At 74.7% G+C, this 13,323-nt stretch carries 11 protein-coding genes and 1 pseudogene; 8 read left to right on the top strand and 4 right to left on the bottom strand.

Features of this window, described 5'->3' with window-relative positions; all coding sequences use genetic code 11:
• Position 1 precedes the first annotated feature (1 nt).
• The gene (locus ACFYOS_RS09150; protein WP_387137425.1) at positions 2–1,321 is read right to left on the bottom strand and encodes a hypothetical protein; all 1,320 of its coding nucleotides are present in this window, start codon (positions 1,319–1,321) and stop codon (positions 2–4) included.
• A gap of 805 nt (positions 1,322–2,126) precedes the next feature.
• On the opposite strand from ACFYOS_RS09150, the gene uvrB reads away from it, so the two are divergent.
• From uvrB to ACFYOS_RS09130, 4 genes and pseudogenes are all read left to right on the top strand, one after another.
• Positions 2,127–4,235, top strand: coding sequence for an excinuclease ABC subunit UvrB (gene uvrB / locus ACFYOS_RS09145; RefSeq protein WP_387137422.1), 2,109 nt, complete (start codon positions 2,127–2,129; stop codon positions 4,233–4,235).
• A gap of 25 nt (positions 4,236–4,260) precedes the next feature.
• Entirely contained in the window at positions 4,261–5,112 is an 852-nt protein-coding gene (locus tag ACFYOS_RS09140; RefSeq protein WP_387137420.1) for a helix-turn-helix domain-containing protein, read from the top strand.
• Positions 5,113–5,136: 24 nt separating this feature from the next.
• On the top strand, positions 5,137–5,505 hold the full coding sequence (locus ACFYOS_RS09135) for a VOC family protein (protein WP_387137417.1): 369 nt from the start codon (positions 5,137–5,139) through the stop codon (positions 5,503–5,505).
• 122 nt (positions 5,506–5,627) lie between these two features.
• A pseudogene (locus ACFYOS_RS09130) lies at positions 5,628–6,545 on the top strand (helix-turn-helix domain-containing protein).
• 256 nt (positions 6,546–6,801) lie between these two features.
• On the opposite strand, the gene ACFYOS_RS09125 reads toward ACFYOS_RS09130, so the two are convergent.
• On the bottom strand, positions 6,802–7,095 hold the full coding sequence (locus ACFYOS_RS09125) for an antibiotic biosynthesis monooxygenase family protein (RefSeq protein WP_387137414.1): 294 nt from the start codon (positions 7,093–7,095) through the stop codon (positions 6,802–6,804).
• A 103-nt stretch (positions 7,096–7,198) separates the two neighbouring features.
• Between ACFYOS_RS09125 and pnuC the strand changes: the two genes are divergently transcribed.
• The 3 genes from pnuC to ACFYOS_RS09110 all read left to right on the top strand — a co-directional run bounded on the left by pnuC (position 7,199) and on the right by ACFYOS_RS09110 (position 10,331).
• Positions 7,199–7,852: a nicotinamide riboside transporter PnuC gene (gene pnuC, locus ACFYOS_RS09120; RefSeq protein ID WP_387137411.1), complete on the top strand. Its 654-nt coding sequence runs from the start codon at positions 7,199–7,201 to the stop codon at positions 7,850–7,852.
• Entirely contained in the window at positions 7,849–8,949 is a 1,101-nt protein-coding gene (locus ACFYOS_RS09115; protein ID WP_387137408.1) for an AAA family ATPase, read from the top strand. The genes pnuC and ACFYOS_RS09115 overlap by 4 nt, the downstream gene beginning before the upstream one ends.
• A 383-nt stretch (positions 8,950–9,332) precedes the next feature.
• Positions 9,333–10,331: a TerC family protein gene (locus ACFYOS_RS09110; RefSeq protein WP_387137405.1), complete on the top strand. Its 999-nt coding sequence runs from the start codon at positions 9,333–9,335 to the stop codon at positions 10,329–10,331.
• A 59-nt stretch (positions 10,332–10,390) separates the two neighbouring features.
• On the opposite strand, the gene ACFYOS_RS09105 is transcribed toward ACFYOS_RS09110, so the two are convergent.
• Together ACFYOS_RS09105 and ACFYOS_RS09100 are read right to left on the bottom strand one after the other, a co-directional pair.
• Entirely contained in the window at positions 10,391–11,368 is a 978-nt protein-coding gene (locus tag ACFYOS_RS09105; protein WP_387137402.1) for an NlpC/P60 family protein, read from the bottom strand.
• A complete protein-coding gene (locus ACFYOS_RS09100) occupies positions 11,365–12,462 on the bottom strand; it encodes a mandelate racemase/muconate lactonizing enzyme family protein (RefSeq protein WP_387137400.1) in 1,098 nt (365 codons plus the stop codon). The genes ACFYOS_RS09105 and ACFYOS_RS09100 overlap by 4 nt, the downstream gene beginning before the upstream one ends.
• A 44-nt stretch (positions 12,463–12,506) precedes the next feature.
• Here ACFYOS_RS09100 and ACFYOS_RS09095 point away from each other — a divergent pair, with 44 nt between their 5' ends.
• Positions 12,507–13,304 (top strand): tyrosine-protein phosphatase, encoded by a 798-nt coding sequence (locus ACFYOS_RS09095; protein ID WP_387137398.1) that lies wholly within the window; start codon positions 12,507–12,509, stop codon positions 13,302–13,304.
• The last annotated feature ends 19 nt before the right edge of the window (positions 13,305–13,323 follow it).

Below are 13,323 nucleotides of genomic sequence, written 5' to 3'. Positions count from 1 at the left end.
GTCAACGGGGTTTCGGGCGGGCCGGTGCGGCGGCGCCCGGCAGCGCCGGCACTCGGCCGGGACTGACCTCGAGCTGGGCCCAGACGCCCCGCCCGGTCCGCAGTTCCAGCCGGCGCAGCAGGCCGCTCAGGTCCACCCAGTAGCGCAGCGCCGCCGGGCCGGTGCGTACCTCGATGACGTCCACGGTGCGGTCGGCCACCTGGTCGCCGCGCAGCCGGACCGCCGACTGGCCCGGCACCGCCACGGCGCCGGCCCGCAGCGCGGCCCCCAGCAGCCGGTCCAGGTCGTCGCCGGGGGGTCGGGCGGCCGACCAGGTGATCCCGGCCGGTGGCGGCAGCGGCGGTGCGGCCGGCGATTCCGCCGCCGGGCCGGCCGCGGGGACCTCCGCCCGGGCCACCCGCCCGCCGTGCCACCGCAGCAGCGTCCGGCGCCCGGCGGTGTCGGCCTCCCCGACCGCCAGGTACGCGCCGGACCCCGCCCAGCTCAGCCACCCGGCACCACGCAGGTTGGCGGTCGGGCCGAGCGGGGCGGTCAGCGTCACCGTGGCGCCCCCGGCAGCCCGCAGCCGGGCGGGCATCCGGGCCAGCCGGTCGACCTCCCCGTCGGCGAGCGCGCGCGGCAGGCCCGGTCGGCCGCCCAGCGCATCCACCGGGTGGAGCGTGGGCCGGTCGCTGCGTTCCAGCTGCACGGTGATCGGCCTGCCGTCATGCAGCCGCCCCTCCAGCCGGTGCAGCCGGGCGTCCCGGTCGAGCCAGAGGCGGGGCTGCCGGGCGGCCTCGACGGCCGGGCCGGGCGGGTCCGCCGGCAGGGGGGCCCGGAGGATGTCGACCGGCGTGCCGTCCATGGTGTCCCGGCCCAGCCAGCGGGCCTCGACCGACACCGGGTCGGTCTGGGCCGCGCCGAGGCCGAGCAGCAGGTCACGCACGGCGGCCACGGCACCTCCTGGCGGCCGGTCCCGCAGCCGCCAGTGGTCGGCCGGCGGCACCAGCGGCGGCCGGGCGGGAGTGGACGTCGGCGCCGGGTCCGGGCGCAGCACCACCGCCGACGAGGTGGCCTGGGCCAGACCCCGCTCGGCGCCCGCACCCGGGCCGCCGACCTCCAGGTAGACCAGCGGCCGGGCCCAGTCCACCCAGCCGACCAGCTCGGTGCGGGCGTGGCCCGTACCGACCGAGACGCGTACGCCCGCGCGGACGTCCCGCTGGTTGGTGACCCGCAGCGCCGCGAGCCGATCGGACTCGGCCGGGCTGACCGGGCGGCTCGGGTCGGCCGGCTCGGGCGGCCAGCTCAGCAGCCCGGCGACCAGTGCCCCCGCCGAGGCCACCGCGGTTACCGCCAGGGCGACGAGGACGGCGCGGCGCCGGGCCGGCGGCTCCGGTGGGTCGCCCGTCCCGTCCAGCGCGTGCTCGGCCGGCGGCGTGGCATCGACAGCCCGCGCGGCCGGAAGCCAGCCCGGGGTCGCATCCGCTCCCGGCCCGCGGCCGGACGGACCGGTCGCGGGCCGGTTACGCCGGTGGCGCGGGCCCGGTTCGTGCGGCCCGCTGCCGGCCGCGGCGGGCTCGGCATCCGGGGCGGCTGTGCGTCGGAGTCCCGGGCGCGGGCCGGTGGGTCGGTCGTCCGTCGGCTCCGCGGGTGGGTGGCCGGGCCGGCCTCCCGTCGGCTCCGCGGCCGCGCGGGCGATGGCCTGGCCGTCCCGCGGCGAGGCGGGCGGGCGTTCGGTGGGCTGGCGTCTCGCCGGTTCCAGCGGGGGGTCGTCGGCGCCGGGGTGGCCGGCGACCGGGCTCTTCGGCGAAGCCGGGTCGCGGGAAGGGTGTCCGGGGGAGGTCTCCACGAGTGGAGAACGCGGCGGCCGGGATCGGGTGACGAGCAGGGCGCTCGCGGCGGCCGGTCTGCGCCTCCAGCGCGACCACCTCGGGTGCGCACGCCGGTCGTCCCGGGTGCTGCGACCCCGGTGCCGGGGGCGGCCTGGGCCCCGGAAGGGCGGCCACCGGCCCGGTCGGCCGCCGCGAGCGGCCTACGGTAGGAGCCTAGCCGGGTGAGATCTGGCACACAATGGGAATATCGAAGCCGATCACGGACCCTCCGTGGTCGGGCCGGAAGTGTCGGACCGCGGGCGTACCGTTGACGGCATGGCGCTCGACATTCCCCGGCTCGACGGCCGCTTCCAGGTCGTCAGCGATTTCCAGCCGGCCGGCGACCAGCCGGCGGCCATCGACGAGCTTGAGCGTCGCGTCCGGCGCGGCGACCGTAACACGGTGCTGCTCGGCGCGACCGGCACCGGCAAGAGCGCCACCACGGCGTGGCTGGTCGAGCGGCTGCAACGGCCCACCCTGGTGCTCGCGCCCAACAAGACCCTCGCCGCCCAGCTGGCCAAGGAGTTCGGCGAGCTGCTCCCGCACAACGCGGTGGAGTACTTCGTCTCCTACTACGACTACTACCAGCCCGAGGCATACATCCCGCAGACCGACACCTACATCGAGAAGGACTCCTCGATCAACGAGGAGGTCGAGCGGCTGCGGCACTCGGCGACCATGTCGCTGCTCACCCGTCGCGACGTGATCGTGGTGGCGACCGTCTCGGCGATCTACGGCCTGGGCACCCCGGAGGAATACCTGGACCGCGCGGTCCGGGTCGCCGTCGGGCAGGAGCTCGACCGCGACCAGCTGCTCCGGCGCCTGGTCGACATCCAGTACACCCGCAACGACATGGCGTTCCAGCGGGGCACCTTCCGGGTCCGTGGCGACACGCTGGAGATCATCCCGGCCTACGAGGAGCTGGCTGTCCGGATCGAGCTGTTCGGTGACGAGATCGAGAAGCTCTACTACCTCAACCCGCTGACCGGGGACGTGGTCCGCGAGGTCGACCAGCTGATGATCTTCCCGGCCACGCACTACGCGGCCGGCCCGGAGCGGATGGAGCGGGCGATCCGCGACATCGAGACCGAGCTGGGCGAGCGGCTGGCCGAGCTGGAGCGGCAGGGCAAGCTGCTGGAGGCGCAGCGGCTGCGGATGCGCACCACCTACGACATCGAGATGATGCGGCAGGTCGGCTTCTGCTCCGGCATCGAGAACTACTCGATGCACATCGACGGCCGGCTGCCCGGCAGCCCGCCGCACTGCCTCCTCGACTACTTCCCCGACGACTTCCTCACCGTCGTCGACGAGTCGCACGTGACGATCCCGCAGATCGGCGGCATGTACGAGGGCGACGCGTCCCGTAAGCGGATGCTGATCGACCACGGCTTCCGGCTGCCCAGCGCGGCCGACAACCGGCCGCTGCGCTTCGACGAGTTCCTGGAGCGGGTCGGCCAGATGGTCTTCCTCTCCGCCACCCCGGGCCCGTGGGAGCAGGAGCAGGCTCAGGGCGAGTTCGTCGAGCAGGTGATCCGCCCCACCGGCCTGATCGACCCGGAGGTCGTCGTCAAGCCCACCAAGGGCCAGATCGACGACCTGATGCACGAGATCAAGCTGCGCACCGAGCGGGACGAGCGGGTGCTGGTCACCACGCTGACCAAGAAGATGGCCGAGGACCTGTCGGACTACCTCCTGGAGAACGGCATCCGGGTGCGCTACCTGCACTCCGAGGTCGACACCCTGCGCCGGGTGGAGCTGCTGCGCGAGCTGCGCAAGGGCGACTACGACGTGCTGGTCGGCATCAACCTGCTCCGCGAGGGTCTCGACCTGCCCGAGGTCTCCCTGGTGGCGATCCTCGACGCCGACAAGGAGGGCTTCCTGCGCAGCGGCCGGTCGCTCATCCAGACCATCGGCCGGGCCGCCCGTAACGTCTCCGGCCAGGTCCACATGTACGCCGACAAGATCACCCCGTCGATGGCGGACGCGATCGAGGAGACCGACCGGCGCCGGGCCAAGCAGATCGCGCACAACGAGGCGCACGGGATCAGCCCGGAGCCGCTGCGCAAGAAGATCCACGACATCCTCGACGGCATCTACCGCGAGGCGGAGGACACCGAGAACACCCGGATCGGCGGGGCCGCCCGGCAGCTGTCCCGGGGCAAGGCCCCGGTCAAGGAGACCCGCAGCCGCGGTCGGGGCGGCGCGGCCACCCCGTCCCGGGAGGGGATGGCCCGGGCCGACCTGGCCAACCTCATCCAGGAGCTCAACGACCAGATGCTCGCCGCCGCGCGGGAGCTGCAGTTCGAGCTGGCGGCCCGGATCCGGGATGAGGTCGCCGACCTCAAGAAGGAACTGCGCGGGATGGACGCCGCCGGCGTGAAGTGACGGGTCGCGCAGCGGGGTGGACGACATGCTGACCGAGGCGGTCGTCGGCCTCCCCGACCCGCGGCTGCGCCCGTACGTGGACCGTTACCTCGGCTACCGGGAGCACACGGCCCGCCCGCTGGTGCGCCGGGAGGTGGCCGGCGCCTTCGTGGTGCTGATCCTCGGCTGGGGCGCCCCGCTCGACGTCACCGACGCGCGGGCCGCCGAGCGGAGCGCGTACGGGGTGAACGCGTTCGTGGCCGGGCCCTTCGACGCGTACTGCGCGACGCGGACGATCGGTGCGGGCGCCGGGGTGCAGGTGCTGCTGACGCCGCCGGCCGCCCGCCGGCTGCTCGGGCTGCCCCTCGATGAGCTGGCCAACCGCGCGGTGCCGGTGGACCGGCTCGGCCGCTGGCTGGACCGGCTCCGCGACGAGTTGGCCGGCCTGCCCGACTGGCCGGGGCGGTTCGCCCGGCTCGACGCGGCCCTCGCCGCCCGGCTGGCCCTGGCCGGTCCAGTCGACCGGCGGATGCTGCGCGCCTGGCGGCTGCTCGACGGCAGCGGGGGCGGGGTCGGCGTCGGCGCGCTGGCCGACGAGATCGGCTGGAGCCGGCGGCACCTCGCGGTGGTGTTCCGGCGGGAGTTCGGCCTGCCGCCGAAGACCGTGGCGCGGCTGCTGCGCTTCCAGCGGGCGTACGCCACGCTGGGCCGGGAGCTGATCACGGCGCCGGCCGGCGGGGCGGGGCACATCGAGACCGACGGGCCGGGCTGGGCCGAGCTGGCGGCCCGCTGCGGCTACTACGACCAGTCGCACCTGATCCGGGAGTTCCGGGAGTTCGCCGGGGCGACCCCGGCGGCCCTGGCCCACCCGGGGTCACATTCGTCCAATCCCGGCTGAGCGGCCCGCCGGCAGACTCGGGGCATGGGAAACATCTACCCGGTCCTCCGGTACCCCGACGCCCACGCCGCCATCGACTTCCTCCGGTCCGCGTTCGACTTCACCGTGCACGAGGTGCACGCGGGCCCGGACGGCGTGGTGCGGCACGCGCAGCTCGGCTACGGCGACGACCTGGTCATGCTCGGCACCGGGCCTGCCCCCGCGTCCCGGCCGGCCGACGACGACTACCGCGTCTACGTGGTCGTGGACGATGTCGACCGGCACCACGAGCGCGCCCGGGCGGCCGGTGCGGAGATCGTCCGGCCGCCCTTCGACACCGACCACGGCTCCCGCGACTACGTGGCCCGGGACCTGGCCGGGCTGGTCTGGTCGTTCGGCACGTACCGGCCCTGAGGGGCGACATCCGTCGCGGGCGGCCGTCGACGAGACGCGGTCGCCGGCGTCGATCGCACTGAGCGAGCGAGGTATTGCCCTCAGTGACGGTCGTGCGTACCCTCCGTCGGTGGGAGGCGCGCATGCCGTTGTCAGCAGGTCCTGTCGTCCGGCGGGTGCGGCTCGGCGCGGAGCTGCGCCGGCTGCGCCACCGGGAGTCGCTCACCCTCGTGCAGGTCTGCGACCGGCTCGGCTGGGCGTCCACGTCCAAGCTGTCCCGCATCGAGTTGGGCCAGAGCCGGCCCGACCTGGCCGACGTGCTCGACCTGCTCGACGTCTACGGGGTGCCGCCCGGCCAGCGGGACGAGCTGGTCGTCATCGCCCGCGACGCCGCCGCCGGTCGCGGCTGGTCCAAGGCGCTGGGTGAGATGGGGGCGGCAGCGGGCGTACGCCGAGCTGGAGGCGGGCGCCGCCCGCATCGTCGAGCACCAACCCGCCGTGGTGCCGGGGCTGCTCCAGACCCCGGAGTACACCCGGCTGCGGGTGACCGCCGGGGCGCTGCTCTGCGACGACGTGGACGTGGCGGCCGACGTACGGGCCCGCGCGGTGCGCCAGCAGGTGTTCGGGCGGCCGGACCCGCCCTGCTCGACGAGCGGGTCTGCGAGCCTGGCGGCCCCCCGACCGACGTGTGGCGGGACCAGCTGCGGCACCTGGTCGCGCTCACCGAGCGGCCGAACGTCACCGTCCGGCTGCTGGCTCGCGACGCCGCCCCGGGCGGGGTCCATCCGTTGGCCGCCTTCTCCTACTACGCGTACCCGGATCCGATGGATCCGCGGACCGTGCTGGTGGAGACCCTGACCACCGACCTGCGGCTGGTCGGCGCGGCCGACATCGACCGGTACGAGCGGATGATCGACTGGCTGCTGGCTGCTGGCTGCTGGCTGCTGGCGGCGGCGCTGCCGGCGGACGAGTCGGCCGAGCTGCTGGCCGGCCGGCTCGGGCCGGCGGCCGTGCCCCGGCCGCGCGAGCCCCACGACGCCCCGGTCCCCGGGCCGCGCTGAGCCCGGCAGGGCATCCCACGGATCAGCGGTGCCGCTGGCCGCCGCCCAGCGCGCGGGCGACCGCCGCGCCGATCCCGATCCGCCGGCTCACGCCGGCCACCGGGGCGACCCGATCCATGATCGGCAGCAAACCGGGCAACCGGGCACACCGCAACAGGATTAGCCCGCGCGCCGGCCGCCGGGCCCGGCGCCCCCGATGTCCGTCGGGATCGGCGGCCGGCGCGTCGGGGGCACGCTATGTCAGCGGTACGACAGTTCAGGCGGGCACGTCGACGAAGTGCTCGACCAGCGGCGGGCCGGCGAAGTGCGGACCGATCAGCGCGCGCCACTGCTGGAAGCGCTCGCTCTGCCGGAAGTTGACGTCGTGCGCCTCGACCGAGTCCCATTCCACCAGCAGCACGAACCGGGACGGCGACTCCACGCCCCGGGTCATCCGCACCGAGCGGCAGCCCTCGCTGCCGACGAGGATCGGGCGCGCCTGCGCGTACGCGGCGGCGAAGTCGTCCTCGTGCCCGGGCGTCACGTCGATCTGCGCGACCTCAAGAACCATGCTGCGAAGCCTCGCACGCCGGCCGCGGATGGTCCGCCCCGGGGGCTGTTCCGTCCCGTCGCACCCCCTCTAGGGTGGGCGCGGATACCCGGGGGAGGAACTCATGCTCGACTGGCTCACCGCCACGGCGTTCACCGTCGCCGGGACCGCCACCACCTGGGCCGAGCTGCTCGGCTTCGCCACCGGCGTGGTCAACGTATGGCTGGTGGCCCGGCAGCACATCGCCAACTGGCCGATCGGCATCGCCAACGTGCTGCTGCTCATGTTGCTCTTCTGGACCGCCGGCCTGTACGCCGATGCCGGCCTCCAGATCGTCTACGTCGTCCTCGGCCTCTACGGCTGGTGGGCGTGGCGCTACGGCGGGGAGCGGCGCAGCCGGCTCACCGTGGCGCGTACCGGTCGGCGGGAGTGGTGGGCACTCGGCGTCGCCGGCGTGCTGCTCACCGCCGGGCTGTGGGCGTTGCTGGACCGGGCCACCGACTCCACCGTGCCGCTCGCCGACGCGGTCACCACCGCGCTGTCGCTGCTGGCCACGTACGGACAGACCCGCAAGCTGGTGGAGAGCTGGTGGCTCTGGATCGCCGCCGACCTGATCTACATCCCGCTCTACGCCTACAAGGGACTCTGGCTGACCGGCGGGTTGTACCTGATCTTCCTGACGCTCTGCGTGGTCGGGCTGCGGGAGTGGCGGGCGGACCTGCGCCGGCGGTCGGCGGCAACGCCGGTGCCGGCCGGCCCGGCCCCGGTGGCCGCGTGAGCGGTGCGGGGGTGCCGCCGACCGGCCCGGGGGAGCGCCGGCCGGAGTTCCGGCACGGGATGGTGGTCGGGAAGTTCTACCCGCCGCACGCCGGGCACCACGCGCTGATCGAGGCGGCCGCGGCCCGCTGCGCGGCGGTCACCGTGGTGGTCGCCCCGTCGCGCCGGGAGTCGATCCCGCTGGCCGACCGGGTCGACTGGCTGCGCGAGGCGCACGCCGCCACCCCCTGGGTCAGGATCGTCGGCCGGTACGACGACCACCAGGTCGACTACGCCGACCCGGCGGCCTGGGACCTGCACTGCGCGGTGTTCCGGGACGCGCTCGGCGGGGAGCCGGTGGACGCGGTCTTCTCGTCGGAGGCGTACGGGGAGGAGTTGGCCCGCCGCTTCGACGGGGTGTCGGTCTGCGTGGACCTGGACCGGTGCGGAGTCCCGGTCTCCGGCACGGCGGTGCGGGCCGACCCGGTGGCGCACTGGCGCTGGCTGAGCCCGCCGGTGCGCGCCTGGCTGGTCCGCCGGGTCGTGGTGGTGGGCGCGGAGTCCACCGGCACCACCACCATGGCCGGGGCGCTCGCCGCCCACTACCGCACGCCGTGGGTCCCGGAGTACGGCCGCGAGCTGACCGCGCGCAAGCTCGCCGCGCTGCGGCGCCGGCGGCCGGAGGCGACCGTCTTCGACGTCGCCTGGGACCGGGCGGACTTCGCCGAGGTGGTGCGCGAGCAGCAGGCGGCCGAGGACGCGGCGGCCCGGGTGAGCGGCCCGCTGCTGTTCTGCGACACCGACGCCCGGGCCACCGCGGTCTGGGAGGAGCGCTACCTCGGCTCGTGCTCCGCGCAGGTCCGGGCGGCCGCCGGCCAGCCGGCGCTGTACCTGTTGACCGACCACGAGGGGGTGCCCTTCGCCGACGACGGGCTCCGCGACGGGGAGCACCTGCGGGCGTGGATGACCGGGCGGTTCCGTGCGGAGCTGGCCGGTTGCGGGGTGCCGGTGGTGGAGCTGCGCGGGCGGCACGAGGCGCGGCTGGCGACGGCGGTGGCCGCCTGCGACGCCCTGCTGGCCGCGGGCTGGCAGTTCGCCGATCCCGTGCTCCCCGCCTGAGGTCGGGCCTGCGGTCGGACCGCCCAGGCCGGCTGGCCGGCGGCCAACCCGTCCACCTAGCCTCCTAGGACGCGCTGCGCGGGGAGCGTCCGGTCACGACGGGAAAGTGATCCCACCATCAATCCGGGCCCCGGAGATGCGCTGAGCGGGCCTGATGGTGAAGAATGGCGGCCGAGGAGGGGAGTATTCCCCCGCGACGGAGTCGTCAGCACGGAAGAGCGCCGGCCCCCCGGTGGCACGACCCGGCTCCGTTGGCCAGTGACCCGCCCCCGGGTCGGTGGCGGAAGAGACCTCCGACAGTCACCAGAGTCAGCGTCGACGCACCCCGGCCGCTCACCAGGCGTACGGTGTGCCCGACGCTGTGTGTCTGCCGGAGGATTGCATTGAACGTGTCCGGAATGGTGTGGGCCGGGACTCTCGTCGCGCTGACGGCGGTCCTGCTTGTCGACCTGTTCATCATCGGTCGTCGCCCGCACGAGCCCAGCGTCCGTGAGTCGAGCCTCTGGGTCGGGTTCTATGTCGCGCTGGCGCTGCTCTTCGGCGCGGGGCTCTGGCTCACCTCGGGGCCCAGCGTGGCGGGCCAGTTCTACACCGGCTGGCTCACCGAGTACAGCCTCTCGGTGGACAACCTCTTCGTCTTCGTGATCATCATGGCCCGCTTCGCGGTGCCCCGGAGGTACCAGCAGAAGGTGCTGCTCATCGGCATCCTGCTGGCGTTGGTGATGCGGGGCGGGTTCATCGCCGCCGGCGCCGCGCTGATCTCCCAGTTCTCCTGGGTCTTCTACATCTTCGGCGCGTTCCTGATCTACACGGCGGTCAACCTGGCCCGGCAGGGCGAACCGGACGAGAACGAGTTCAGCGAGAATGTGCTGATCCGGTGGAGCCGCAAGGCGCTGCCGCTGTCCCGGGACTTCGACGGGGCGCGGATGACCACCCACGAGAACGGCCGTCGGCTGTTCACCCCGATGCTGATCGTGATGATCGCGATCGGCACCACCGACCTGATCTTCGCGCTCGACTCGATCCCGGCGATCTTCGGCATCACCCAGCAGCCGTACCTCGTCTTCACCGCGAACGTCTTCGCGCTGATGGGCCTCCGGCAGCTCTACTTCCTGCTGGGCGGCCTGCTGGACCGGCTGATCTACCTCAGCTACGGCCTGGCCGTGGTGCTCGGCTTCATCGGCGTGAAGCTGGTCCTGGAGGCGCTCGCCGACAACAACCTGCCGTTCGTCAACGGCGGCGAGCACGTGGCCTGGGCCCCGCACATCCCGATCTGGCTGTCCCTGGTCGTCATCCTGGGCACCCTGGCGGTCGCCACCGCGGCCAGCCTGGTCAAGTCGTCGCGCGACCGGCGCCGCGAGCTGGCCGACGCCCGGCGGTGACCGGACCCACGGAGAAAGGGGCGCTCCCGCGGTCGGGAGCGCCCCTTTTCGCGTACCGGTCAGACTCGGCGCGCGCCGACCAGGGTGACCTCGCGGTCCGGGGGCAGCCGCTCCTCCAGCACCCGGCGCTTGACGTAGTCGGCGTGCAACATCCGCCGGACGTCGCCGTGCGGCTCAGTGCTGACGATGCCGACGTGGTGGATCGGGCGGCCGGGTCGGGCGAAGAAGTAGAGGTCGCCGGGGCGTTCGTCGCCCAGCGCCACCTCGCTGCCCACCTCGGCCTGGTCGGCGGCGTCCCGGGGCAGCGTCACCCCGTACCGCCGCCAGGCCGTGCGCACCAGGCCGGAGCAGTCGATGCCGTGGCTGGAGTGCCCGCCCCAGACGTAGACCAGGTCGTGCAGCCGCTCGGCCACGGCCAGCACCTCCTTGGCCTCCGGCCGCGCGGTGGGCAGCGGGACGAGGTCGCCTTCGGGCGCCCAGAGCGGGTCGGCCCGGCCGGGTACGTGCACCGGCCGCCACCCGTCCACCGGCCGGCCCGCCGACGCGAGGCGGGTGCTGAGGACCACCCCGGGCAGGGCCACCGGGCCGTCCGGAGCGGCGCGCAGCGCGGTGAGCGTGGCGTCCACCACCAGCGGGGCGGCCGACGGACCGGCCTCCGGCGGGGCGGTGAGCTGGGCGGCGGGCAGCCAGCCGGGGTAGCCCCGGGGGTCGAGCTTGGCGGCGGGCTGCTCCAGGGCGACGATCTGCGCCCAGCCGTCCGCGCGCAGCTCGGTGACGAGCACCCGCTCACCGAGCAGCAGTTGGCTGAGCACACACTCGCCGACCTGCTCGTCACGGCCCATGCCGGCGACCCAGGCGGCGATGTCCGGCGTGTCGGCCAGGGCGGCCCGGTCGATCGTGCGGACCGCCTCCGGAGCGGTCCAGAGGGTCGCCACCGGGACCCGGACGACGGCCTCGTGGCCCGGTTGCAGCTCCACGTCCACCCCCAGCTCGCGGTTCTCCGGTTCGACCCTATGAAAAATTCCAACGGCACTCAACCGTGGGTCTGAACCTTTGCTTCACCCACGGTGGCGATGCCGAGTCCCGGGGAGTCCGGCAGCACCACCTCCGCGCCGTCGTACCGGATGCCGCCGGCGACCGGCGATCGAGCGAGCCACCAGGCGGCGTCGAGGTCGGAGACGGCGCTGGTGCCGTACGCGGCGACCAGGCTGGCCGCGGCGCCCACGCCCACCGGGCTCTCCATCATCGAGCCGACGATGGTGCCCATCCCCTGGGCGGCGGCCAGGTCGAGCAGCGCCCGGGCGGTGTGCAGGCCACCGCTCTTGGCCAACTTGACGTTCACCATGTCGGCGGCCCGGCGGCGGATGACCTCCACCAGGTCGCGCAGGTCGAAGACCGACTCGTCGGCGAGGATCGGCAGGTCCACCCGGTCGCTGACCCAGGCCAGCCCGTCCAGGTCCCGGCGGTGGACCGGCTGCTCGACCAGCTCGACGTCGAGCCCGGCGTCCTCGATGCCGCGGATCACCCGGACCGCCTCGCGCGGCGTCCAGCCCTGGTTGGCGTCCAGCCGGATGCGCACCTCCGGGCCGACCGCGGCGCGGACCGCGCGGACCCGGTCCAGGTCGCCGCGGGCGTCGGTGCCGACCTTCAGCTTGAGTACGGTGAAGCCCTCCGCCCGGCGCTGCTTCGCCGCGGCGGCCAGGTCGAGCGCGTCGCCGGCGGCCAGCGTGACGTCCGTCGGGACGCGCAGCGTGGTGCCGCCGAGCAGCCGCACCAGGGGTACGCCGAGCCGCCGCGCGGCCAGGTCGTGCAGGGCGACGTCGACGGCGGCCTTGGCGGACTCGTTGCCGACCACCGCGCGGCGCACCTCGGCGCAGCGGGCCTGCAGGTCGTCGGCGTTCCGGCCGGTCAGCGCGGGTGCCAGCAGGTCCCGGACGCACGCCTCGGCGCCGGCGATCGACGCGCCGGTGACCTGCCAGACCTGCGGGGCCTCGCCGAATCCGGACCGCCCGTCGCGGTCCACCACCTCGACGACCAGGGTGTCCACGGTGGTGGTGCGGCGCAGCGCGGTGACGAACGGGGTGTGTAAGGGGGCGGAGAGCCGGTGGGTGCGTACCGCGGCGATCGTCATGTGCGGCACCCTATACGCAGGTGGCCGGCGACAGGGGAGGGCCGATGCTGGGACGGGACTGGGCACTCGTGGGGGCGCCGAACGCCCGCGACCTGGGCGGGCTGCCCGCGGCGGACGGGCGGCGGGTACGCGCCGGCCGGTTGATCCGCACCGCCGCGCTGGGCCGGCTCACCGACGACGACCTGCCGGTGCTGGGCAAGCTGGCGCCCGCCTGCGTGGTGGACCTGCGGCACGGCGCCGAGCAGCAGGTCGCCCCGCCGGACCGCCTGATCGGCGAGCCCCGGGTGGTGCACCTGCCGGTGTACGACCCGGCCCACCCGGTGTTCACCTACGTCTCGGCGGTGCTGCTCGGCCACGACCTGGCCGCCTACGAGGAGCTGGCCCGGGAGGGCATGCCGGCGGCGATGTGCGCGATCTACCGGTGGTTCGTCACCGGGGAGTCGGCGCGGGCCGGGTTCGGGGCGGCGGTCCGGCTGGCCGCCGAGGCGGGGAACCTGCCGCTGTTGTTCCACTGCTCGGCCGGCAAGGACCGCACCGGCTGGCTGTCGGCGGTGCTGCTCACCGCGCTCGGGGTGGACGAGGCCGCGATCCGGGCCGACTACCTGCGGCACAACGAGCTGACCGAGAGCCTGCGCGAGGTGCTGCTCGCCGCGATGACCCGGCAGCAGCCGGACCTGGACCCGGCGACCGCGCGCCCGCTGCTGGAGGTGCGGCCGGAGTACCTGGACGCCGCGTACGACGAGGTGCGGCGGGTGCACGGGTCGTTCGGGGCGTACCTGCGGGACGGGTTGGGGGTGACCGACGAGACGGTCGCCGCGCTGCGCGCGCACCTGCTGGAGTGAGTCCGCCGCCGGCCGGCGG

Origin of the sequence: Micromonospora sp. NPDC005806 (genome assembly GCF_042871425.1) — a bacterium.
GTDB lineage: Bacteria > Actinomycetota > Actinomycetes > Mycobacteriales > Micromonosporaceae > Micromonospora.
The sequence above is the reverse complement of the archived record's forward strand: the minus strand, read 5'-3'. Positions and strand labels throughout refer to the sequence as shown.